We start from the raw sequence: 20,938 nt of genomic DNA, 5'->3' as shown, positions 1-20,938 counted from the left end.
CCTGCATGCGCAAGCTCCTGACCATCATGAACGCCATGATCAAGAACAACACCCCATGGAGCCCATCGCCCGCTTGACGGCCAACACGGTTGCTCCCCCCGCGAGGGGGGAGGGAGCGTGCCTACGAGGGTGGAGAAGGCGGGGCGGCTGGCCGAGCCGGGCGGGCGGTGCAGTCCGGGATCGGGAGGCCAGGCTCCTCTCCTGGCGCGGGCGCAGGTGGAGAAGCAAAGCGCTGCTTCGTCCGCCGCAACGCCTCGGAGCCGGCAGGCTATGAGGCCGGGGCGGCGGCGGAGGAAAGAGGGGCATTCAGCGAAGCTCCAGCGCAGTCGCCCCCGTGCGGGGATATCCCCCTCTCCCAGATCCTCCCCCGCGAAGGGGAGGGAGTGCGCCAGGGGGCGTGCGCTCCAGAGTCATCGCCCTGGCCCGGCCTCACCTCCTGTTCGCCGGCATCGCCGGCGACGCCGCGGCCAGGCCCTGCGGCGGAGCGCCGCTGGTTTCGGCGATCAGGGCCTGGACCTGGCGCAGGTGCTCCAGCACCACCGGCAGCGTTTCCTTCGCCAGTTGCTGCACGGCGGCGTCCTGGCCGGCGTTGATTTCCCATTCCAGCAGGTGCGCGGTCTTCTGGTCGTCGGCCAGCTGCACCGCCAGATACTCGGTGTTGAAGGCGGTGCCGGAGAGGGATTCCAGGCGCTTCTTCGCCTCTACCTGGTCGGGTTGGGGCATCGCGGGGGCCGGCAGCCCGCGCTCGCGGGCAAGGCTCTCCAGCTTGCCGCGGGTGGCGGAGTGGTCTTCCACCATCTGGCGGGCGAAGGCCTGCACGCGGGGGTCGGAGGAGCGGGCAATGGCGAGCCGGCCGGCTTCCGCTTCGCCGAAGTTGCCCATGGCGGCGAGCTTGAGGAAGAGGCGGTCGGCAACGTTGGTTTCGCCTGCGGCGGGCATGCCGGGGCGGGCTTGGGCGGTGGCGGGGTCGGTCACGCCGGGGTTGCCGAGCTGGGCGTGGGCGGGCAGCGCCAGTGCGGCCAGCAGGGCGAGGGTGGCAGGCGAACGCATGGAGGTCTCCTCAGAGCGTGAGCAGGTAGGCGTGCAGGGCGTCCTTCTCTTCTTGCGAGAGCTTGAGGCCCAGCACCAGGTTGAAGAACTCCACCGTGTCGGCCAGCGTGGGCAGGCGGCCGTCGTGCAGATAGGGCGGGGAATCCTTGATGCCGCGCAGGGTGAAGGTCTTGATCGGGCCGTCGGGCAGCGCCACCTGGTCGTTCACCGTCTTGCCCACCTTGTAGAAGCGCTCCAGCTTAAGGTCGTGCATGCGGTTGTCGAGGAAGTCGGGCGCGGCGTGGCATTCGGCGCAGCGGCCCTTGCCGTTGAAGATGCGCTCGCCGGCCAGTTCCTGGGCGCTGGCCTTTTCCGGGATCAGGCGGCCGGTCACATCCAGCTTGGGCGCCGGCGGGAAGTCGATGATGTTCTGCATCTGCGCCATCATCGCCACCTGGTTGGGGCGGTCGGGCAGATGCACGCCCTTGCGCGTGGCGCTGACGTGGTCGCCGTTGAAGTAGGCGGTGCGCTGCTCGAACTCGGTGAAATCCTCCACCGAGCGCAGCGAGCGCTTGGAGCCGTGGATCTGCTGGTTGAAGAGGCCGCGCAGGCTGTTGGTGTCCAGCCGGAAGCGGGCGGACTGCGGGCGCACGTCCGGCGTGAGGTGGAAGGCGGCGTTGGTGTGGAAGTTGGTGTGGCAGTCCAGACAGGCCACGCCCATGCTGGGGGCGGCGACCTTGCGGTCCTCGGTCTGGTTGAACTCCTCCTGCGGGAAGGGGGTGAGCAGCAGCCGCAGCCCTTCCATCTGCACCGGCGTGATGATGCCGTTCATGATTTCGTAGAAATTGCGCAGCGTGAGCGCCTGCCCGCGCGAGACGTCGCCCAGCTCCGGATGGGTGGTGAGGAAGATGGGCGGCGGGAATTCCGGGGTGAGGTGGTCCGGCAGGTCCATGTCCACATCGAAGCGGCGCAGGTCGCGCTGCTCCAGGCTGGCGATGACGTCGATCTGGCGCTGCGGGAACACCTGGCCGCCGGTGGCCTGCTTCACATGCGGCAGCGGGCGGAAGCCCTGGGGCAGCAGGTCGCGCTCGCGGATCTCCTCCGGGCCGAGGCTGGCGAGGCGGTCCCAGCTCATGCCGGCCGCCAGCTTCACCCGCGCGCCGCCCTGCACCGGCTTGCGCCCGCCGGACATCATCACGCCCGGCAGCGGGCGGTCGGCGAGGTCGTAGCGCTCGCCGAGCAGCGCGGCCTGGCGCTGCATCACCGCGGCCTTCTGCTGCTCGTCCATCCGTTTGACTTCGGAGAACGGCTGGGTGGGCGGCGGCCGGTAGGTGGCATCCGGCGGCAGCGGATCGGCCTGTGCCCCGGGCGCGAGGACGGCGATGGAGCAGAGCAGTAATGCCTTTGGCTTGAACATGGTGGTCTCCCAGAAAACCGGCTTGTCGTTAAGCGGAATGCGGGACGAATGCCGCGTGCAGCGAATCTACAAGCCCCGTTCCCGAGTGCGGCGCCCCTCCCCGCTTTACTCCCCTGCGCTGCCCCCGCAGCCTGGCGCCTGGCCGCGGACGGCTCATGCGTATGCGCTCGGGCCCGGCGGCAGCGCGCGCGGCCGGGCGCGTTCCTGCCGCCACAGGTCCAGCGCCTGGGCGACGACTTCCTCGACGGCGATGTCCGCGATGAAGGAGGGATCGTGTTCGCAGCGGCGGCCCGTGTTGTCCTGGCCGCACACCGGGCAGGCGGTGCGCAGCGAAAAGGCATAGCGGCGACGCGCCACCGTGGGCGGGCCGGAAACGAAGAGATTGATCAACCAGTACAGCCCCACGGTGGCGGCGCCCACCGCCTGGGCGAGGTGCAGCGGGCCGCTGTCGTTGGCGACCACCAGGGTCGCCCGCGACAGCAGGGCCGCCAGCCCGCCGAGCGAGAGCATGCCGGCGGCGTCCAGCGCCGGCTGCCGCATGGCGGCGACCACGCCGGCGCTCAAGCCGCGCTCCTGGTTGTCGCCCTGCACCACGACCGCGGCGCCGGCGGCGGCAAGCGCATCGCCGACGGCGGCGAAACGCTCCACCGGCCAGCGCCGCCGCGGGTCGCTGGCGCCGGGGCTGAGCACCACGAAGGGCTGCGGCAGCAGCGCCAGCCTGCCCAGGAGTTCGTCCACATCCCGCGGCAGCAGCGGCAGCCGCGGCTCCAGTTCCAGAGTCTGCGCGCCGGCCATGCCGACCACCTCCAGCAAGCGCAGACGCTCGTTCTGCCACAGGACATAGGGCAGCGAATATTCCAGCGGCTTGGCATCCGCCGCACACAGGCCGAAGGTGTGGCGAGCGCCCACGCGCCTGAGGAAGGGGTTGGAATAGCGCCCGCCGCCGTAGAGCTGGAAGGCCAGATCGAAGCGGCGGTAGCGCAGGCCGGCGCAGCAGGCCTCGATGGCCCGTTCGTCCGCCCTGCTGCCGGGAGGCGCGCCGACGCCGGGAATGGGCGGCAGCACGATCACCTCGTTCACCAGCGGCGTGCGCCCCTCCAGGAAGCTGCGGTGCCAGGGCTTGCCGAGATAGACGATGCGCGCGCGGGGAAAGCGCTGGCGCAGCGCGGTCAGCGCCGGCAGAGCGAATACCAGGTCGCCGACGCCGTTGGGGCGCAGCACCGCGATGCGCTCGACCAGGCCCAGCGGGCCCTCGCGGCTGCGGTCCAGCAGGCTGGCGCGGGCGGCATTCATGGTTCACTCCAGGCGGAGCGCGCGGGGAGCATCCACCTCCCGGTGCGGCACCGTGGTCGGCAGTTCCTGGTGGTAGGCGCCGGAGGGTATGAGGCCGCAGCCGCCGTGGCGGGCCATGACGCGCAGTTGGGCATAGACGTCCTCCCCGCAGTGCTCTGGCGGTAGCTCGCGCCAGAAATCGAAGCCCCCGGCCTCGCGCAGTTTGGTGGCATCGAAGAGCACGCAGCCGCCCACCCAGGCGACGCGGTAGAGGCGCTGGCTCGCGGCCGTCAACCCCAGGCGGCACTGCAGGTGGTAGAGGTTGGCGGCGCTGTGCAGGTGGTGGCGGTTCCAGGCAGCGCCGCCGGGCGTCACCGCCTCCGGCTCCACCCGGCCCTCCCAGAACTCGATGCCTTGCTGGTGCGGGCGCTCGTCGCCGGCGTAGCTCATGCCGATCAGTGCGCTGCCAACGAAGCCGCAGCCCTGCTCGCGGATCACGCCCAGCATGCGCTCCAGCAGGTCCGCCTCCAGCACCACGTCGTCATCCAGGAACAGCACATAGGGCGCGCGGGCCTGTTCGAGCAGGAAATGGCGCTGCTCGGCCAGGCCGCGGCGCGGGAGATGGCGATGCAACTCCACGCTGTTCTGGCGCGCGCGCATCAGCCGCAGCGCCGCCTGCACTTCCTCCGCCTGGCCGGCCTCGCACCGCTCGCCCTGGTCCGATATGACGATGCGCAGACCGCGCAAGCTCTGGGCGAAGAGAGAGGTGAGCGTGACCGCCAGCGCGCCGGGGCGGTTGCAGGTGGGAATCAGCACGTCCACCGCGGCGGGGGAGGCAGTGGAAGCCACGGCCACCTCGCCGGCGACCTGCTGCTGCCCCCGTGGCGGAAGCACGGGGTCGCCCTCGCCGGGACGGCGGTGCAGGCGGAGACGCATGGCCCCCACCCGCGCCTCCCACAGCAGGCGGTCCAGGCAGGCGGCGAGGTCGGCGCGCTGCTCATCCAGGGCCTCCAGTTGGGCGCCGCAGGTGATGCGGGAGGCCGCATCCGCCTGCTTGCGCTCCGCCTGCCGCCGCAGGTGATGGATCTTGAGCGCCAGCAGGGAGAGGCGATTGACGATGGCGCTGGCGATCTCGCTGCAGCGCCCCGCGGCGTGGGGCGGCGAGCCGATCTCCAGCGCGGCGAGCAGCGTCCGTCCCAGCGCCTCGACCGCCCGCCGCGCACCTTCCGTCACGGGTCCGCTCCCGGCTTCGCGTTCCTCCCGCCACAGCGCGGCGTTGCAGCGGTGGATCTCTTCTATCCAGCGCCACCACGGCCCCGCCAGATGCAGGGCCTCGCCTTCCACGCCGGCCAGCAGGCAGTCGTGGAAGGCAACCACGGCGGATGCGTCCAGCATCATCTCGGCGCCGCCGGTAGCCGCGTAGTCAGCCAAGTTTGCTCACCTCCCGGGAGATGGAAACCGGGCTGTCATAGGCACGCTCCGGCAACTGCTCCAGCGCGTCCATCACCCGCTGATCGGCGCCCTGCTCGCGCGCCTTGCCGAGAATGGCCTGCTTGTCCACCGGGTAGTCCAGGCCGCCGAGGAACTTCTGGATCTGGACGGGGTTGGGCGTCTCGCCGCCGGATTGCTCCTGACCTTGCTGCCGCTGTTCTGTCGCCATGTCGGTTCTCCTGTAGAAGCACTGCCTGCGCCTCCTTGCAATGCGGGGGCCCGCCGCCGCGGGCCGGCGTTTTTTCCGCCCGCGCGCCGCGCCGATATTGCGCCGCAACCCGGCCCTCCCCCGGCGTTCCCGGCCGCCCGCCGGAAAGAAGAAGCTACATCCAGCCGAAACTTTTACCGGCGGAATACGGCTCAGGGCCGCAACCCTGATGCCCCGCCAGGCACACCCCATGCTCCAGCTGCCGGCCTGGTACGGGCAGCCGGGAAGCGATGACATCGGACCTGCTTCCCCGGCGGAAACGAACAAGCGCGGGAAAACGTAGAGAGCAGCGGGAGAGCGCCGGCACACGGCACCGGCACAAGGCCTCCGCCGCACGGCGGGCGTGGCTTAGGGAGTGCGCTGGGTCGCGATAGGCGCGGCCCACCGGAGCCTGCGGCAGCCGGCGGCCCGGCAGGGAGGGAACCGCCCTTGCTACCTCACTGGGGAGGCCATGCATGGCCCGTCATCGACATCAACCCCAGGAGAGCACCATGCCCTTGAAGACCCTAGAAGACCTGTTCATCCATGAACTGTCGGACATCTACAGCGCCGAGAAGCAGCTCACCAAGGCCTTGCCCAAGCTCGCCCGCGCGGCGACGAATCCCGAGCTGGCCGCGGCCTTCGAATCCCACCTGGAGGAAACCCAGCATCAGGTGGAGCGCATCGACCAGGTAGTGGAAGCCACCGGGGTGAAACTGAAGCGCATGAAGTGCCTGGCCATGGAAGGCCTGGTGGAAGAAGGCAAGGAGGTCATGGAGGCGATAGAGAAAGGGCCGGTGCTCGACGCCGCCCTGATCGCCGCAGCCCAGAAGGTGGAGCACTACGAGATTGCCGGCTACGGCACGCTGCTGGCGCTGGGACGGCAGTTGAAGTTCGACCGCATCGAGACGCTGCTGCAGGAAACGCTGAAGGAGGAGAAGGCCGCCGACCAGAAGCTGACCCAGTTGGCCGAAGGCGGCGCCAACCAGGCGGCGGCCGGTGCAGGCTGAGACAGTCCGTTCGCATGAGCACGGCGGCCTGCGGGCCGCCGTTTTCATTCCGCCCGGATTTCGTCCCCCCCCCTCCCCCGGCGGGCGGGTCCGGGCAACAAGGCGCAGGCCATGTCCGCCGCCTCCGGGGCTTGCCTCCCCGGGGCCCTCAGCGCTTCTTCAGCACACTGATCTGGCCATCGTTTTCCAGGAAGGCGAATCTCACCTCGTCCAGGTCGCAGTCCGCCTCCCGCAGCGCCTTGTCGAAATCGGTCAGGCCGACGTGGTTGCGGCGGAGCACGTCCTCGAACAGTTTGCCGTCCCTGGCGATGAGCACCGGCGAGCCTTCGCTGATCGTCTCCAGCCTGCGGCTGCGGGCGGTGGCAAAGGCCAGCAGCAGGTTCAGGCCTATCAGCGTGGCCGCCGCGATCAGGCCGCCGGCCACCGATTCGTCGCTGCCGGTGAGGCCGTTGGACACGCTCTCCGACAACAGGGTGACGACCAGCAGATCGAAGGGCGTGAACTGGCCCACCGTGCGCTTGCCCGACACCCGCACCAGGACCAGCAGGACGATGTAGATCGCCGCCGCCCGCAGCACGAACTCGTACCAGGGCATCTGCATGTCGAGCATGGGGACCTCCGTTGCGCTACGCGGTCAACGCGGTATCCAGGATCATCATCAGGACGAAGCCGCACACCAGGCCGGCGGTGGCGAAGCGTTCATGGCCCTGGCGGTGGGATTCGGGAATGATCTCGTGGCTCACCACGAACAGCATCGCGCCGCCGGCGAAGGCCAGGCCCCAGGGCAGCAGCGGCGCACTGTAGCCGAGCGCCGCCGCGCCCAGCACCGCCGCCAGCGGCTCCACCAGGCCGGAGGCGGCGCTGATCAGCAGCGCCGGCAGCTTCCTCAGCCCGGCGCTGAGCAGGGCCAGGGCCACCACCAGCCCCTCGGGAACGTCCTGGATGGCGATGCCGGTAGTCAGCGCGGTGGCATGCGCCGCGTCGGTGCCGGCGGTGGCCACGCCTATCGCCAGCCCTTCGGGAACGTTGTGCAGCACGATGGCGAACACGAACAGCCACAGGCGGCGCACCCGCTGCAGGTCGGAGGCGTCCTGGCGGTCGGGCGCGACCACGTGCACATGCGGCGTCAGGTGCTCCATCACCATCAGGAAGAAGGCGCCCAGCAGCAGGCCGGCGCCGACGATGAGGGACGACGCCCAGGGGCCGCGGCCCTCACCCGCCGTATCCAGCGCCGGCACGATCAGCGAGAAGCAGGTGGCCGCCAGCATGACGCCGGCGCCCAGCCCCAGCAGGCTGTCGTTCACCCGGGGGTTCAGCTTCTTCACCACCACGATGGGCACCGCGCCAAGCGCGGTGGCAAGCGCCGCCAGGGAGCCGGCGGCGAGCGCGTCGCGCACCGGCGCCGAGGTGCTCAGCCAGTGGCCCGCCTGCACCAGCACCAGCAGCAAGCCCAAGGCCGCCGCGGCGGCGATGACGAAATGAAGCGGCCGTTGCAGGCCGCCGGCTTTGACGTTCATCCCCTGCTCCATGCGGAAAGCCGGGTGAGCGCCCCGGCTGACCGGCCGGACCGGGGGCACCGCCGGCAATGGCGGCCCTCCCGGCCGGCAGCCCGGCGCCGGCTCAGCGCTTGGCCTCCACACCCGGCGCGGCGTCCCGCGCCAGGAAGGCCTGGGTGACTTCCGGCAGATGGCTGAGCAGCCAGTTGGCCATCTCCACCTCCTCGGCCAGGATCTGCTCGCACATCAGCCGCGTCTCGGTATCGCCGGCGGCGTCGGCAGCGGCAATCAACACCGTGTAGGAGGCGATCTCCATGTTCTCGAACACATAGCCGCTCATCGCCCCTTTGACCACCTCGTCCGGCATGAACATGCCGGCCAACCCCTGGCCGAAGGCGAGCGCCTTGGCTGCCAGATCCTTGATCGCCGAGGTACTCCCGCCGGCGCGCCTGATCGCCTCTTCCAGCAGGCGCTGCTGGCCCAGGGTTTCCTGGATGTGCTGCTCGATACGGCTCTTCAGCGCCGGGTAGTTCTCCAGGCGCTCGGCCTGTGCTTTCAGCATGCTCTCGGCCTGCTGCTCCATTGCATGCGCGTCGCGCAGCCAGTCCAGAAGGTTGGCCTTGTAGTCGGTCGCCATCAGCGTTCTCCGTGGGTGGTACTGGGTTGGATGGGCATCCACCGGCTCGCGGTGGTCCCGCACAGCTTCGGCAATCGCCATTCCCGCCCCGGCCGCCGCCCTTGTCCGGCCGCAGAGGGCGCCACGGCGCCATGCGAGGCCGGGTGGCGGCAGGCCCCCCGTGTAAGCCTTACCGGCCGCGTGCACCCGCCGCCATGCCGCGACAGGAACGCGTAACGGGGAATGGCAATGGGACCACCGGGAGCACTGGCAGGGGTATGCGGCGGGCAGCGGCGGGCGCCGGTTCGGCTTCGAGGCGGTGCGCCAGCTCGCCGGCCTGCCGCCGGAGCTGCTGCTGGTGCCGCTGCCCGGTCACACCCTGGGCCATGCCGGCATCGCCGTCGGGCACGGCGGGGAGGACTGGTGGCTGCGACGCCTGCTTCTTCCACGAGGAGATGGACGGCGAACGGTCGCACTGCCCGCCCGGCCTGCGCATGTACCCATGGATGATGCAGAAGGACAGGTGGCAGCGCCTGCTCAACCAGGTGCGCCTGTGCGCCCTGGCGGCGGACGAGGCGCCGCGGGTGGAGGTGTGCTGCGCGCACGATCCGCCGGAGTTCGAGCGCCTCGCCCGCCGCCGGCTGGGGGAGCCTGTAGCGCCGGCCGCGGGCTGGCGCGCCACTCCCCCGCAGGCCTGAACCCGCGCCCCGGCGGGGCAGCCGGCCCGCCGCTCAGCGCCCCGGCGGCGGCTCCCGCCGGCGGTGGTTGCGGCGCCGCCCCAGCAGGCTGGCGACGGCGGCCACCAGTTCGCCGGGGGCCACCGGCTTGGCGAGGTGGACCTGGAAGCCCGCCAGCAGCGCCCGCATGCGGTGTTCGCTGCGGTCGTAGGCGCTGAGGGCGATGGCGGGCAGGCGCTCGGCGAGGCCGAAATCCTGCTCCGCCTCGTAGCGGCGCAGCTGTTGCATCACGTCGTAGCCATCCTCTTCGCCCAGGGCGACGTCGCAGATCATCGCGTCCGGCCACTCGTCGCGCGGCGTGCCGAACAGCCAGCGCAGCGCTTCGGCGCCGGAAGCGCAGGCGTGCGACAGCGCGCCTTCGCGCTGCAGCGCCGCCTCCACCTGGGCGCGCGCCTCGGCGTTGTCATCCACCACCAGCACGAAGGCGCCGGCGATGGAGGAGGCCGGCAGCACCGGCGGCGCGCCGCCCGCCGCCGCGGGCGCTTCCTCCACCGCCTGCACCGGGAACTCCACCCGCGTCTCGGTGGTGTCGCCATCGGCGGCGCGCACCTCGTAGCGGCCGCCATGCTGTTCGACGATGGCGCGCACGTCCGCCGGCGACAGGCCCTTGCCGTCCGGCAGCGCGCCGGGCGCCGCCGCATGACGGAAGCTGACGCGCAGATGGGTGCCGGCGCGCTCGATGCGCCACTCCACCCGGCCGCCGGGCGGGCTGGCGGTCACCGCGCGCAAGACCAGGCTCCACATCACCTGCTGCAGCCGGCCGGGGTCGCCGACGACGCGCGCCGACTCGGCGGCGATGGTGCTGTAGAAGCCGACGCCGCGGGCGTCGATCTCCGTCCGCAGGCCGTCTATCACTCCCGCCAGCAGGGCCACCAGGTTGACCTGCTGCATCGCCATGCCGTGCTCGGCCTGCTCCATTTCCTGCTGCTGGCGCTGCAGGTGCCACAGCTGGGCGTAGAGGCCGTCCTGCTGCATCAGCTGTTCGTGGGTGCCGCGCTCGACGATGCGGCCGTGTTCCAGCACCAGGATTTCGTCCGCATCCACCACGGTGGACAGGCGATGGGCAATGATGAGCGTGGTGCGGCTGCGGGCGAGGCGGTCCAGCTCCTCCTGGATGGCGCGTTCGGAGCGGGTGTCCAGCGCCGAGGTGGCTTCGTCGAACACCATGATGGGCGGGTTCTTGAGGATGGCGCGGGCAATGGCGATGCGCTGCTTTTCGCCGCCGGAGAGGATCACCCCGCGCTCGCCGACCTCGGTGTCGTATTGCTCCGGCAGGGTGGCGATGAAGTCGTGCACATGGGCGGCCCGCGCCGCCTCGATAACGTCCGCCAGGTTGGCCCCCGGCCGGCCGTAGGCGATGTTGTAGGCGATGGTGTCGTTGAACAGGATGGTGTCCTGCGGAACGATGCCCAGCACCGCCCGCAGGCTGCGCTGGGAGATGTCGCGGATGTCGGTGCCGTCTATGGCGATGCGGCCGCCGCCCACCTCGTAGAAACGGAACAGCAGGCGCGCCAGGGTGGACTTGCCTGAGCCGCTGCCGCCCACCACCGCCACGGTGGCGCCGGGCGGGATGGTGAAGCTCACGTCCCACAGGATCTGGCGGCTGGGCTCGTAGGCGAAATCCACATGCTCGAAGCGCACTTCGCCGCGCGCCACCGCCAGGTCGGGGGCAGCGGCGCTGTCCTCTATCTCCGGCTTCTGCTCCAGCAGGCGCAGCATCTTCTCGGCATTGACCACCGCGTCCCGCGCCTGGCGGAAGACGAAGCCGAGGGAGTTCAGCGGCAGGCAGATCTGGATCAGGTAGGCATTCACCAGCACCAGGTCGCCGACCGACATCGTGCCCTGCACCACGTTCTGGGTGGCGAGCAGCATCACGCTGGCCACGCCCACGGCGATTACCCCGCTCTGGCCGATGTGCAGGGTGGAGAGCGCCTTCTGGTTCTTCACGCCTATCTCCACCCATTCCTCCAGGATGGTGCCGAAGCGGCGCTGCTCGAAGGCTTCGTTGGTGTAGTACTTCACCGTTTCCTGGTTGAGCAGGCTGTCCACCAGGCGGCCGTTGGCGGTGGAATCCAGGTTGTTCAGCGCCCGCTGGTAGATCGCCCGCTTCTCGGTGAACACCACGGTGAAGGTGGTGTAGAACAGGAAGGTGAGCAGGATGATGGCGGTGAACCCGTTGCTGTAGTTGAGGCTCATGATCGCGATCACCGCCGCGATCTCCACCAGCGTGGGCAGGATGGTGAACAGCCCGACGCCGAGCAGGAAGCCGATGCCGGCGGTGCCACGCTCCACGTCGCGGGTGAGGCCGCCGGTGCGCCGCTTGGCATGGAAGCGGGTGCTCAGGCGATGCAGGTGGGCGAACACCTGCAGCAGGAAATTCGCCACCGTGCTCTGGGTGACGCGGACGAAGACGAGATCGCGCACCTCGCTGAAGAAGGTGCCGAGGAAGCGCAGGAGGGCGTAGCCCAGCACCAGGAACACCGGCAGCACCACCGAAGCCGGCACCGCGCCCAGCTGGTCGACGATGCCCTTCAGCGCCAGCGGCACCGCCACTGCCGCCAGCTTGGCGAGGATGACCAGCGCCAGCGCGGCCAGGGTGCGCTGGCGATAGCGCGACAGCGCCGACCCCAGCAGGCGGAGAGCGAAGGCGGTGGTCGACTGGGAGGCCGGTTCTGGCATGGGCGTAAGGGAGTGGGGAGCGTGGGCCGCTCAAGGCGCGCGGCGATCGAGGGTTTTCGGGGGATTGCAGGGCCGGCGCAGGGACGCTTCAAGAGTGCGCCGTCGTGGCCGCGCCCCACCCGGCCGCGGGGGACACAGGGGCGCATGCCCCGGCAGCCGCCCAGGCCCCCCGCCGTTCAGGGGCTGGACGGCTGCCGGGAGGCCAGCCTGGGGCAGGCCGTGCCTACAGGTAATCGGCCGGCTGCCAGTAGGCGCGCTGGCCGTAGTAGGCATGGACCTCGCTGGCCCAGGTGGTATCGGCCATGCTCGGCCAGCTGTCCTTGTCGAAGCCGGGCGCGTTCTTCAGCCGCTCGGCATCCACATCCAGCACGAAGCACTTGCGGCCGATGTCCAGCGTGAGGGCCATCCACGGAATGGCGTACAGCTTGTCGCCCAGGCCGAGGAAGCCGCCGGAGGACAGCACCGCGTAGGCCACCCGGCCGCTGGGCACGTCGATCATGATCTCCTTGATCTTGCCCAGGTCTTCGCCATCGGCATTGACCACCGCGTCGCCCTGCAGGGTGCTGGCGGCCATCACGTCCGGCCCCGGTCCGCGGGGCGTGCGGGTTTCGGTGCCAACGATGGCGGGGCGCTCCCCGTCGGGTGGATATTCTCCTGACATGGCCGTTTCCTCCATCGAGCGCGGCGATGCGCCTGTACCGCCGGTGGCGGCAAAGCGGCGCATCGCCGGCGTCACTCCTTTGATTGCGGCCCTCCCGCGACGGAAGCCACCGCCTGGGGATCGGCCTCCGAGGCGCCGACGGCGGAACCCATGCCGCGCTCGCTGCCGGCCCCGCCCCAGGCGCCGCCCCCGCCCTCACCGCTCCAGCCGCCACGCGGCGCAACCCGGATGTGGTTCACCACATCCCGCACGCCCCAGCAGTTGTCGGCGGTTTCCTCGATCGCATACTTCATCGAGCGCTCGGGCACCGTGCCTTCCAGGGTGACGCAGCCCTCTCTCACCTCCACGCCGACGTCGCTGACATCCAGCCGGTGGTGCTGGGCGAGGCGCTCGCAGATGAACTCGCGTATGCGTTCGTCGGAACGCACATAGCCGCGCGGGCCCTTGCGGTCGCGGGCGACATCGCTCCATGCCTGGCCGCCGGCATTGACGCCGTAGCCGCTGCTGGAGCCGCTGGCCAGCGTGGAGCGCAGATCGCCCTGGTCGGCCCCCCAATGCCCAGGCTGGCTGCGCCCGCGGCTGCCGCCGCCGGATTCCCCCCCGCGCTGGCCACCGCGCTCTCCGCCCCCGCCGGCGTTGCCACGGCCAAAGCCGCGGCGCAGGGCATAGCTCTGGTCATAGGGCGCTTCGTCGAAGTCGCGCCCGCCGAAGTCGCGCTCGCCGCGACCGCTCCCGTACTCGCCGGGGGCGCCGTAAGCCCCGCCGAAGCGCGGTTCATCCCGGCCGAAGGGATCGGTGGTGTAGTCCTCGCCGCCGTAGCGGGAAGTTTCGTCCTCGCGGTAGCCGCGGCGGCCGGCGGGGCGCAAGGCCTCCTCGCCAGGCCGGCCGCGCTGGCCGCCGGCGCGCTGCTCGCCGCTCTGTCTCTGGCCTTCGGAACCGGCCTGGCGGCTGAAGCGGCGGCCATAGATGTCCTGCATCTCCTGGTCGTCGCTCCAGTGCCCGGGCGGCAGGTCGTAGTCGGAATCCTCGCCCACGCCGCGCACACCGAGCTCGTTGCGCATCTGCTCGCGTTCGTTCTGGTAGGGGGAAGACTGCGGATATCGTGTTCTCATCGTCTCGGCTCCTCTTTTCTCCGCCCCGTCCGGGGCGCATGGGATGGAAGAGCGCCTCCCGGCACCACCGCGGCGCCTTCCGTCTCCACCCCGACGCAATCGCCGTGCCCCGCACCCGGGGTTCCGCACTGTCTTCGGCCAGAAGCGGCAGCGCCGGGGAGGGCCCTGCGGCCCGCCTCCCTGGCGGCCGGAGAGGGCCGCGGGCCGGGCGTCTGTCCCCTCTTGCAGCCCCGCGCGTGCGCGCGCTGCGGCGCACAAGGACAGGTGCCGCGCTCCGCCGCCAGCGTCAAGCCGGAAAGGCCTGCAGCCCACTGGCCGCGCGGCTTCCGGGTCCGGCCCGCATTTTCCGTTCCGTGGAAACCGGGCGCGCGCTTGCCGCGGCGCAGTAAATCTTTCCCCGCGCCGGGCGAACTTACACGGTGGGAAAAGCGCCGGGCTTCCCCGCGGTTCCCCCAAGGCCGGGCACAGCGCTTGCCCCAGGCGAAGCACAAGCGATTCCCCCGACATAGGTTCTCAAAATGAAAATTGCGCTGATCAGCGAACATGCGTCGCCGCTTGCCGTGCAGGGTGGTACCGACAGCGGCGGCCAGAACGTCTACGTCGCCTATGTCGCCCGCGAACTCGGCCGCGCCGGCCACACAGTGGACGTGTTCACCCGCCGGGACGACCCCGGCCTGCCGCCAGCCATCGCCTTCGCCCCGAATGTGCGCGTGCTGCCGATTGCCGCCGGCCCCCCGCGGCCGGTGCCCAAGGAAAAGCTGCTGCCCTACATGGCGGAATTCGGCGACGGCGTGGCGCTGCATTGCGCGCCGCCATCCCGCCCCTACGACGTGGTGCATGCCAACTTCTTCATGTCCGGCCTGGTGGGCCTGCGCCTGCGGCAGGCATTCGGCCTGCCGCTGGTAGTCACCTTCCACGCCCTGGGCAAGGTCCGCCGCCTCCACCAGGGCAGTGCCGACACCTTTCCTGAAGCGCGCCTGCGCATCGAGGAGCTGCTGGCGCTCCACGCCGACCGCCTGATCGCCGAGTGCCCGCAGGACAGGGAGGATCTGATCTCCCTCTACGGCGCGGACAAGCGCTGCATCTCCATGGTGCCCTGCGGGGTGGACAGCGCCGAGCTGGGGCCGGGCGACGGCGGCGCGCGCCGGCGCCTGGGCCTGGCGGAGGACGAATTCGTGGTGCTGCAGCTGGGCCGCATGGTGCCGCGCAAGGGCGTGGACAACGTGATACGGGCGGTGGGCGAACTGCGCCGCCGCCACGGCCTGCGGGCCAGGCTGCTGGTGGTGGGCGGCGAATCCGCCGAGCCGGATGCGGCCCTCACGCCGGAAATAGGCCGCCTGCAGGCGGTCGCCCGCGAGGCCGGCGTCGAGGACCAGGTGGTGTTCACCGGCCGCCGCGAACGCCATGCGCTGCGCGACTTCTATTCCGCCGCCAGCGTCTTCGTCACCACGCCCTGGTACGAGCCCTTCGGCATCACCCCGCTGGAAGCCATGGCCTGCGGCTGCCCGGTGATAGGCGCCAACGTCGGCGGCATACGCCATACGGTGGTCGATGGCTGCACCGGCTACCTGGTGCAGCCGCGCGACCCGGCGCAGCTGGCCGAGCGCCTCGCCCGCCTGCAGCGCGACCCGGCCCTGGCGCGCGCCTTCGGCCAGGCCGGCATGCGGCGGGTGCGCCGCCTGTTCACCTGGCGCCACGTCGCCAGCGCCCTGGAAACCGTCTATCGCAGCCTGCAGCCCTCCCCCACCCTCCAGACCACCGAAAGGATGATGAGCCTATGAACACCCAGACCCGCCCCCTGGAAGGCAAGACCGCCCTCGTCACCGGCGGCGCCCGCGGCCTCGGCAAGGCATTGTGCGACGCTCTGTGCGGCGCCGGCGCCCGCGTCGTGGTGGTGGACGTGCGCTCCGACCTCGCCGAGCAGGCCACCCGCCAGCTGGTGGAATGCGGCCACCAGGCCATGCACTGCGTGGTGGACGTTGGCGACGACATCCAGGTGGCCGACTGCATCGCCGCCGCCCGCGAACGCTTCGGCGCCATCGACATCCTGATCAACAACGCCGGGGTGGACTACACCTTGCCCATCGGCGAGCTGGAAGTCGCGCAGTGGGACCATGTGATGGCCACCAACCTGCGCGGCCCCTTCCTGTTCACCAAGCGGGTGGTGGCACAGATGCGGCCGGGGGCCGGCGGCCACATCGTCAACATCGCCTCCACCGCCGCCAAGCGCGCCTGGCCCAATGCCTCCGCCTACCACGCCAGCAAGTGGGCGCTGCTCGGCTTCTCCCACGCGCTGCATGCGGAGCTGCGGCCGCAGGGCATCAAGGTCACCGCGGTGATCGCCGGCGGCATGCGCACGCCCTTCCTGCTCGACCGCTTCCCGGACATCGACCCCGGCGTGCTGCAGCCGCCGGAGGCGGTGGCCGAGGCGGTGCTCCAGGTGCTCACGCTGCCGGCCGGCAGCGTGATCGGCGAGATCTCGGTGCTGCCGATGGGAGAGACCTCATGGCCGTGAGCATCACCGTCGATGCCGCTGCCGCCGGCTCCGGGCCGGCCGCCGGCCTGGCGCCGGCAGTCTTCATCGACAAGGACGGCACCCTGATCCACGACCTCCCCTACAACGTGGATCCGGCCCGGGTGCGCCTGCGCGAAGACGCCGGACCGGCGCTGGCGCGGCTGCAGCAGGCCGGCTACCGGCTGGTGCTGATCACCAACCAGGCCGGCCTCGCCCACCAGAAGTTCGAGGAAGAGGCGCTGCAGCCGGTGTGGGACATCCTCGCCAGCCTGCTCGGCCTCTATGGCGTCACGCTGGACGCCATCTACTACTGCCCGCATCACCCGCAGGGCAGCCACCCGGAATTCGGCCGCGGCTGCGACTGCCGCAAGCCGGCGCCCGGCCTGCTGCTGCGCGCCGCCCGCAAGCACCAGCTGGACCTGGCGCGCTCCTGGTTCATCGGCGACATCCTGGACGACATCGAAGCCGGCCACCGCGCCGGCTGCCGCACCGTGCTGCTGGACGTGGGCGCCGAGACCGAATGGCGCAACTCGCCGCTGCGGCGGCCAGACCGCGTCGCCGCCAGCCTCACGGAAGCGGCGGCCGACATCCTGGCCGCCGCCGCGCTGGCCGGCGCCACCATGGAAATGGCGGAATGACGCAGCCACCCGTTTCTTCCGGCCCGCCCCGGGGCGGCGAGGCCCCGGCCGCGCTCGAAGGCCTGCCCGGCAGCGCCTGGATGGCGCAGCGGGTGGCCGCCCCCGGCAGCGCGGCGGCACCGCCGGTGGAACTGCCGGCCGCCGCCAACTCGCCCTGGGCCCAGGCCAGCCGCATCCTGGCGATACGGCTGGACAACCTGGGCGACATCCTGATGACCACGCCGGCACTGCGGGCGCTGCGGCAGCAGCTGCCGGGCCGCCACATCGCCCTGCTGGCCGGCGGCGCCGGGCTGGCGCTGGCGCCCTTCCTGCCGGAGGTGGACGAAGTCATCCCCGCCGCCTGCCCGTGGATGCCTGGCCCGGCGCCGACGCCGGCCGCGCTGGCGGAAACCGTGGCCCGGCTGCGCGCCGGCCGCTTCGACGCCGCCGTCATCTTCACCGTCTACAGCCAGAGCGCGCTGCCGGCGGCCATGCTGTGCTGGCAGGCCGGCATTCCGCTGCGGCTGGCCTACGGCCGCGAGAACCCCTACCACCTGCTCACCGACTGGGTCGCCGACCCGGAGCCGCACGAACTGCTGCGCCACGAGGTGCGCCGGCAGCTCGACCTGGTGGCCCGCGTCGGCGCGGTGGCGGACGACGACCGCCTGTCCTTCGCCATTCCGCCGCAGGCGCGCGAGCGCGCCCGCGCCCGGCTGGCCGAGGCCGGCATCGACGCCGGCCGCCCCTATGTGGTGGTGCACCCCGGCGCCAGCGCGGCCTCGCGGCGCTATCCGCCGGCGCAGTTCGCCGCCGCGTTGCGCCGGCTCGCCGAACTGAGCGGCCTGCAAGCGCCGCAGCTGGTGTTCACCGGCGACGACGGCGAAGTGGCGCTGGTGGAGGAGATCCGCCTCGGCGCCGGTCCCTCGGCCACGCTGGCGGGCAGGCTGCAGCTGGGCGAGCTGGCCGCGGTGCTGGACGACTCGGCCCTGCTGCTGGCCAACAACACCGGCCCGGTGCACCTGGCCGCCGCCCTGGGCACCCCGGTGGTGGATCTCTACGCCCTCACCAACCCGCAGCACGCGCCGTGGAAGACCCCGGCGGCGGTGCTCTACGAGGACGTGCCCTGCCGCTACTGCTACCGCAGCGTCTGCCCGCAGGGCCACCACGCCTGCCTGCACCTGCTGGCGCCGGAGCGGGTGGCCGCCGCCGCCCGCCGGCTGCTGGACGAAGGCGCCGAAACCGCGGTGGCGGAGCCGCCCGCCCCGCCCCCGCTGCGCCCATCCTCCCCCCTTCCCCCCGCTCGCCCCAACGGAGGCTGAAACATGTACACCCTGGGAATCAACGCGGCCTTCCACGATAGCGCCGCCTGCCTGGTGCATGACGGCAGCGTCGTCGCTGCCGCCGAGGAGGAACGCTTCAGCCGCATCAAGCACGCTAAGCGGCCGGTGCCCTTCTCCGCCTGGGAGCTGCCCTTCTCCGCCATCGACTATTGCCTGGCCGAGGCCGGCATACGGCTGGACGATGTGGACCAGGTCGCCTACTCCTTCGACCCGGCGCAGTTTCCCGGCCGCAGCGAGACCACTCTGCTGACGCTGCCGCTGGAGCCCTCGGCGGTGGGGGTGGAGGGCGAATGGAACAGCCCGTGGGATCCGCTCTTCCTCTCCTACGTCATCAACGCCCCGCGCCAGCTGATGGACGGCGCCCCCCACCACTTGCGCGACCGCTTCGAGAACCTCGCCGCCCACGGCGGCTTCCGCTGGAACTACGTCGAGCACCACCTCGCCCACGAGGCCAGCGCCTTCCTCGCCGCGCCCTTCGAAGAGGCCGCCGTCCTCACCCTGGACGGCCGCGGCGAGCGCGCCACCACCACTCTGGGGGTATGGCGCGGCGGCAGCTACGAGCGCCTGCGCCAGATCGACTTCCCCCACTCCCTCGGCCTGCTCTACGAGGAAGTCACCCGCTACCTCGGCTTCCAGCACGCCAGCGACGAATACAAGGTCATGGCCCTGGCCTCCTACGGCAAGCCGCGCCACCTCGACCTCTTCCGCGACATGCTGGTGTGGGACGGCGACGGCGGCTTCACCATCGCCCCGCTGCTGCTGGAGAACCAGTTCGGCCCGCCGCGCCGCCGCGGCACGCCGCTGGAGGAGCGCCACTACGACGTCGCCGCCTCGCTGCAGGTGGCGCTGGAGGAGACGGTGCTGCACCTGGCCGACTGGCTGCACAAGGCCAGCGGCCAGCGGCGGCTGTGCATGGCCGGCGGCGTCGCCCTCAACTGCGTCATGAACGCCAGGCTGCGCGACCACGGCCCCTACGAGGAAGTGTGGGTACAGCCGGCCGCCGGCGATGCCGGCACCGCCCTGGGCGCCGCCCTGTGGGTGGATTACAAGGAACGCGGCCAGCCGCGGCAGTGGGCGATGGAGCACGCCAACCTCGGCCCCGGCTATGGCGACGACACCATCGAGGCGGCGCTGAAGCGCGCCCGCCTGCCCTACACCCGGCTGGACGACGTGGCCGGGCGCACCGCCGGGCTGCTGGCCGACGGCAAGGTGGTGGGCTGGTTCCAGGGCCGCATGGAGTTCGGCCCGCGGGCGCTGGGCGCCCGCTCCATCCTGGCCTCGCCGCTGGACGCCGGCATGCAGGCACGGCTCAATGAGCTGAAGGACAGGGAGGACTTCCGCCCGGTTGCCCCTTCGGTGCCGGAAGAGGATGTGGCCGAATGGTTCTCCTGCGAGCGCGACAACCCGGGCCGCTCGCCCTTCATGCTCTTCGTCTATGACGTAACGCCAGACAAGGCCAGGCGCATTCCGGCCGCGGTGCATGTGGACGGCACCGCCCGGGTGCAGACGGTGAGCGCCGCCACCCAGCCGCGCTACCACGCCCTGCTGCGCGCCTTCGGCCGCCGCACCGGGGTACCGGTGCTGATCAACACCTCCTTCAACGTCCGTGGCGAACCCATCGTGTGCACCCCGCGCGACGCCATCGCCGCCTTCTTCACCTCGCCCATAGACGCGCTGGTCATCGGCAGCTTCCTGGTGGAGAAGCAGCCATGAGGCCACTGCAGCCGGGCACTGCGCTGGTGGTATCGGTGGTGGTGCCCACCTGCCGGCGGCCGCGCCAGCTGCAGCGCTGCCTGCACGCCCTGCTGACCCAGGAAGGCGTGCCCGGCCGCATGGAGGTCATCATCGTGGATGACGGCCGCTCGCCGCGGCTGGCAGGCGCAGTGCAAGGCTGGCTGCGCCGCAGCCGCAGCCAGGTGGAGGTGCGCTGCCTGCAGCCGCCGGCCGGCCGCCGCGGCCCGGCCGCCGCCCGCAATGCCGGCTGGCAGGCGGCGCAGGCGCCGGTGATCGCCTTCACCGACGACGACACCCTGCCGGCGCACGACTGGCTGCGCGAGGGCCTGCGGGCGATGCGCACCGGCGTCACCGCCGCCTGGGGCGACGTCATCGTGCCGCTGCCGGAGGCGCCCACCGACTCCGAGCGCAACACCGCCGGCCTGCAGGGCGCCGGCTTCGTCACCGCCAACTGCTTCGTCCGCCGCGACGCCCTGGCCGCCATAGGCGGCTTCGACGAGCGCTTCGAGCGGCCCTGGCGGGAAGACTCCGACCTCTACTTCACCCTGCTCGAAGCCCGCGGCCTGGTGGTGCATGCGCCCGCCGCCATCGTCATCCACCCGGCCAGGCGCTCGCCGCCGGGCACCTCCATACGCCAGCACCGCAACCTGCTGTTCGACGCCCTGCTGTTCAAGAAACACCGCCGGCTCTACCGCGAGAAGATCGCCCGCTGGCCGCCGCTGGGCTACTACCTGACGGTGCTCGCCGCGCTGGCGGCGCTGCTCTGCCTGCTCGCCGGCGCCCGCCTCGCCGCCGGCATCGCCGGCGCCGCCTGGCTGCTGCTCACCCTGCGCCTCATGCTGCGCCGGCTGCGCGGCACCTCGCGTACCTGGAGCAACGTGGCCGACATCGTCGCCAGCTCCCTGGTCATCCCCATCGTCGCGGTGTTCTGGCGGCTGGCCGGCGCGCTGCGCTACCGGGTGCCCTTCGCCTGACGGCGCTTTGCGCATCCGTGCAGGCCGGCACCCGCCGGCGACATAACAAGA

The 20,938-nt window shown here is 71.4% G+C and carries 19 protein-coding genes; 8 read left to right on the top strand and 11 right to left on the bottom strand.

Going from position 1 to position 20,938, the window contains the following annotated elements; genetic code table 11:
- Positions 1-429: 429 nt before the first annotated feature.
- The 5 genes from C7389_RS16820 to C7389_RS16800 all read right to left on the bottom strand — a co-directional run bounded on the left by C7389_RS16820 (position 430) and on the right by C7389_RS16800 (position 5,378).
- Positions 430-1,050, bottom strand: a complete 621-nt coding sequence (locus C7389_RS16820) for a DUF4142 domain-containing protein (protein WP_133593592.1) — start codon at positions 1,048-1,050, stop codon at positions 430-432.
- Positions 1,051-1,060: 10 nt separating this feature from the next.
- Positions 1,061-2,446, bottom strand: a complete 1,386-nt coding sequence (locus C7389_RS16815; protein WP_133593590.1) for a cytochrome B6 — start codon at positions 2,444-2,446, stop codon at positions 1,061-1,063.
- Positions 2,447-2,599: 153 nt separating this feature from the next.
- Positions 2,600-3,739: a glycosyltransferase family 9 protein gene (locus tag C7389_RS16810; RefSeq protein WP_133593587.1), complete on the bottom strand. Its 1,140-nt coding sequence runs from the start codon at positions 3,737-3,739 to the stop codon at positions 2,600-2,602.
- Between the two features lie 3 nt (positions 3,740-3,742).
- Positions 3,743-5,149 carry a DUF4254 domain-containing protein gene (locus C7389_RS16805; RefSeq protein ID WP_246034829.1) on the bottom strand — a complete coding sequence of 469 codons (1,407 nt, stop codon included), beginning with the start codon at positions 5,147-5,149 and terminating at the stop codon, positions 3,743-3,745.
- Positions 5,142-5,378 carry a DUF2795 domain-containing protein gene (locus C7389_RS16800; protein ID WP_133593585.1) on the bottom strand — a complete coding sequence of 79 codons (237 nt, stop codon included), beginning with the start codon at positions 5,376-5,378 and terminating at the stop codon, positions 5,142-5,144. The genes C7389_RS16805 and C7389_RS16800 overlap by 8 nt, the downstream gene beginning before the upstream one ends.
- A 530-nt stretch (positions 5,379-5,908) precedes the next feature.
- Between C7389_RS16800 and C7389_RS16795 the strand changes: the two genes are divergently transcribed.
- Positions 5,909-6,406, top strand: a complete 498-nt coding sequence (locus C7389_RS16795; protein WP_133593583.1) for a YciE/YciF ferroxidase family protein — start codon at positions 5,909-5,911, stop codon at positions 6,404-6,406.
- A gap of 148 nt (positions 6,407-6,554) precedes the next feature.
- Here C7389_RS16795 and C7389_RS16790 read toward each other — a convergent pair whose 3' ends face one another.
- The 3 genes from C7389_RS16790 to C7389_RS16780 all read right to left on the bottom strand — a co-directional run bounded on the left by C7389_RS16790 (position 6,555) and on the right by C7389_RS16780 (position 8,620).
- Positions 6,555-7,016, bottom strand: coding sequence for a DUF421 domain-containing protein (locus C7389_RS16790; RefSeq protein WP_133593581.1), 462 nt, complete (start codon positions 7,014-7,016; stop codon positions 6,555-6,557).
- Positions 7,017-7,032: 16 nt separating this feature from the next.
- A complete protein-coding gene (locus tag C7389_RS16785; RefSeq protein WP_133593580.1) occupies positions 7,033-7,923 on the bottom strand; it encodes a ZIP family metal transporter in 891 nt (296 codons plus the stop codon).
- Between the two features lie 103 nt (positions 7,924-8,026).
- The gene (locus C7389_RS16780) at positions 8,027-8,620 is read right to left on the bottom strand and encodes a ferritin-like domain-containing protein (RefSeq protein WP_342773512.1); all 594 of its coding nucleotides are present in this window, start codon (positions 8,618-8,620) and stop codon (positions 8,027-8,029) included.
- Positions 8,621-8,973: 353 nt separating this feature from the next.
- Between C7389_RS16780 and C7389_RS16775 the strand changes: the two genes are divergently transcribed.
- Entirely contained in the window at positions 8,974-9,216 is a 243-nt protein-coding gene (locus C7389_RS16775) for a hypothetical protein (protein ID WP_133593578.1), read from the top strand.
- 33 nt (positions 9,217-9,249) lie between these two features.
- Here C7389_RS16775 and C7389_RS16770 read toward each other — a convergent pair whose 3' ends face one another.
- From C7389_RS16770 to C7389_RS25175, 3 genes are all read right to left on the bottom strand, one after another.
- Positions 9,250-11,934, bottom strand: a complete 2,685-nt coding sequence (locus C7389_RS16770) for an ABC transporter transmembrane domain-containing protein (protein WP_133593576.1) — start codon at positions 11,932-11,934, stop codon at positions 9,250-9,252.
- Between the two features lie 223 nt (positions 11,935-12,157).
- A complete protein-coding gene (locus C7389_RS16765; RefSeq protein ID WP_133593574.1) occupies positions 12,158-12,595 on the bottom strand; it encodes a PRC-barrel domain-containing protein in 438 nt (145 codons plus the stop codon).
- A gap of 71 nt (positions 12,596-12,666) precedes the next feature.
- Entirely contained in the window at positions 12,667-13,707 is a 1,041-nt protein-coding gene (locus C7389_RS25175) for a BON domain-containing protein (RefSeq protein ID WP_211342522.1), read from the bottom strand.
- Between the two features lie 518 nt (positions 13,708-14,225).
- Here C7389_RS25175 and C7389_RS16755 point away from each other — a divergent pair.
- Genes C7389_RS16755 through C7389_RS16730 form a run of 6 tightly spaced genes read left to right on the top strand, consistent with a single transcriptional unit; the run spans position 14,226 to position 20,887 of the window.
- The gene (locus tag C7389_RS16755) at positions 14,226-15,488 is read left to right on the top strand and encodes a glycosyltransferase family 4 protein (RefSeq protein WP_133593572.1); all 1,263 of its coding nucleotides are present in this window, start codon (positions 14,226-14,228) and stop codon (positions 15,486-15,488) included.
- Positions 15,485-16,222 carry an SDR family oxidoreductase gene (locus C7389_RS16750; RefSeq protein WP_133593570.1) on the top strand — a complete coding sequence of 246 codons (738 nt, stop codon included), beginning with the start codon at positions 15,485-15,487 and terminating at the stop codon, positions 16,220-16,222. The genes C7389_RS16755 and C7389_RS16750 overlap by 4 nt, the downstream gene beginning before the upstream one ends.
- On the top strand, positions 16,213-16,860 hold the full coding sequence (locus C7389_RS16745; protein ID WP_133593568.1) for a D-glycero-alpha-D-manno-heptose-1,7-bisphosphate 7-phosphatase: 648 nt from the start codon (positions 16,213-16,215) through the stop codon (positions 16,858-16,860). Before C7389_RS16750 ends, C7389_RS16745 begins: the two co-directional genes overlap by 10 nt.
- Positions 16,857-18,158 carry a glycosyltransferase family 9 protein gene (locus C7389_RS16740; protein WP_246034827.1) on the top strand — a complete coding sequence of 434 codons (1,302 nt, stop codon included), beginning with the start codon at positions 16,857-16,859 and terminating at the stop codon, positions 18,156-18,158. The genes C7389_RS16745 and C7389_RS16740 overlap by 4 nt, the downstream gene beginning before the upstream one ends.
- A gap of 3 nt (positions 18,159-18,161) precedes the next feature.
- Positions 18,162-19,892 carry a carbamoyltransferase family protein gene (locus C7389_RS16735; protein WP_133593566.1) on the top strand — a complete coding sequence of 577 codons (1,731 nt, stop codon included), beginning with the start codon at positions 18,162-18,164 and terminating at the stop codon, positions 19,890-19,892.
- Positions 19,889-20,887, top strand: a complete 999-nt coding sequence (locus tag C7389_RS16730; RefSeq protein ID WP_133593564.1) for a glycosyltransferase family 2 protein — start codon at positions 19,889-19,891, stop codon at positions 20,885-20,887. The genes C7389_RS16735 and C7389_RS16730 overlap by 4 nt, the downstream gene beginning before the upstream one ends.
- Positions 20,888-20,938: the final 51 nt, after the last annotated feature.

Origin of the sequence: Azoarcus indigens (genome assembly GCF_004361735.1) — a bacterium.
Classification (GTDB): domain Bacteria; phylum Pseudomonadota; class Gammaproteobacteria; order Burkholderiales; family Rhodocyclaceae; genus Azoarcus; species Azoarcus indigens.
Note: the sequence above shows the minus strand (reverse complement) of the source record. Positions and strands in the feature narration are given on the sequence as shown.

Bases quoted from the DNA above. Each gene is read 5' to 3' on its own strand.
- C7389_RS16730 (WP_133593564.1), top strand. From the start codon at position 19,889: ATGAGGCCACTGCAGCCGGGCACTGCGCTGGTGGTATCGGTGGTGGTG.
- C7389_RS25175 (WP_211342522.1), bottom strand. From the start codon at position 13,707: ATGAGAACACGATATCCGCAGTCTTCCCCCTACCAGAACGAACGCGAG.
- C7389_RS16790 (WP_133593581.1), bottom strand. From the start codon at position 7,016: ATGCTCGACATGCAGATGCCCTGGTACGAGTTCGTGCTGCGGGCGGCG.
- C7389_RS16765 (WP_133593574.1), bottom strand. From the start codon at position 12,595: ATGTCAGGAGAATATCCACCCGACGGGGAGCGCCCCGCCATCGTTGGC.
- C7389_RS16785 (WP_133593580.1), bottom strand. From the start codon at position 7,923: ATGAACGTCAAAGCCGGCGGCCTGCAACGGCCGCTTCATTTCGTCATC.
- C7389_RS16780 (WP_342773512.1), bottom strand. From the start codon at position 8,620: ATGGCGATTGCCGAAGCTGTGCGGGACCACCGCGAGCCGGTGGATGCC.
- C7389_RS16770 (WP_133593576.1), bottom strand. From the start codon at position 11,934: ATGCCAGAACCGGCCTCCCAGTCGACCACCGCCTTCGCTCTCCGCCTG.
- C7389_RS16735 (WP_133593566.1), top strand. From the start codon at position 18,162: ATGTACACCCTGGGAATCAACGCGGCCTTCCACGATAGCGCCGCCTGC.
- C7389_RS16820 (WP_133593592.1), bottom strand. From the start codon at position 1,050: ATGCGTTCGCCTGCCACCCTCGCCCTGCTGGCCGCACTGGCGCTGCCC.
- C7389_RS16755 (WP_133593572.1), top strand. From the start codon at position 14,226: ATGAAAATTGCGCTGATCAGCGAACATGCGTCGCCGCTTGCCGTGCAG.
- C7389_RS16795 (WP_133593583.1), top strand. From the start codon at position 5,909: ATGCCCTTGAAGACCCTAGAAGACCTGTTCATCCATGAACTGTCGGAC.
- C7389_RS16750 (WP_133593570.1), top strand. From the start codon at position 15,485: ATGAACACCCAGACCCGCCCCCTGGAAGGCAAGACCGCCCTCGTCACC.
- C7389_RS16815 (WP_133593590.1), bottom strand. From the start codon at position 2,446: ATGTTCAAGCCAAAGGCATTACTGCTCTGCTCCATCGCCGTCCTCGCG.
- C7389_RS16800 (WP_133593585.1), bottom strand. From the start codon at position 5,378: ATGGCGACAGAACAGCGGCAGCAAGGTCAGGAGCAATCCGGCGGCGAG.
- C7389_RS16740 (WP_246034827.1), top strand. From the start codon at position 16,857: ATGACGCAGCCACCCGTTTCTTCCGGCCCGCCCCGGGGCGGCGAGGCC.
- C7389_RS16810 (WP_133593587.1), bottom strand. From the start codon at position 3,739: ATGAATGCCGCCCGCGCCAGCCTGCTGGACCGCAGCCGCGAGGGCCCG.
- C7389_RS16775 (WP_133593578.1), top strand. From the start codon at position 8,974: ATGGACGGCGAACGGTCGCACTGCCCGCCCGGCCTGCGCATGTACCCA.
- C7389_RS16745 (WP_133593568.1), top strand. From the start codon at position 16,213: ATGGCCGTGAGCATCACCGTCGATGCCGCTGCCGCCGGCTCCGGGCCG.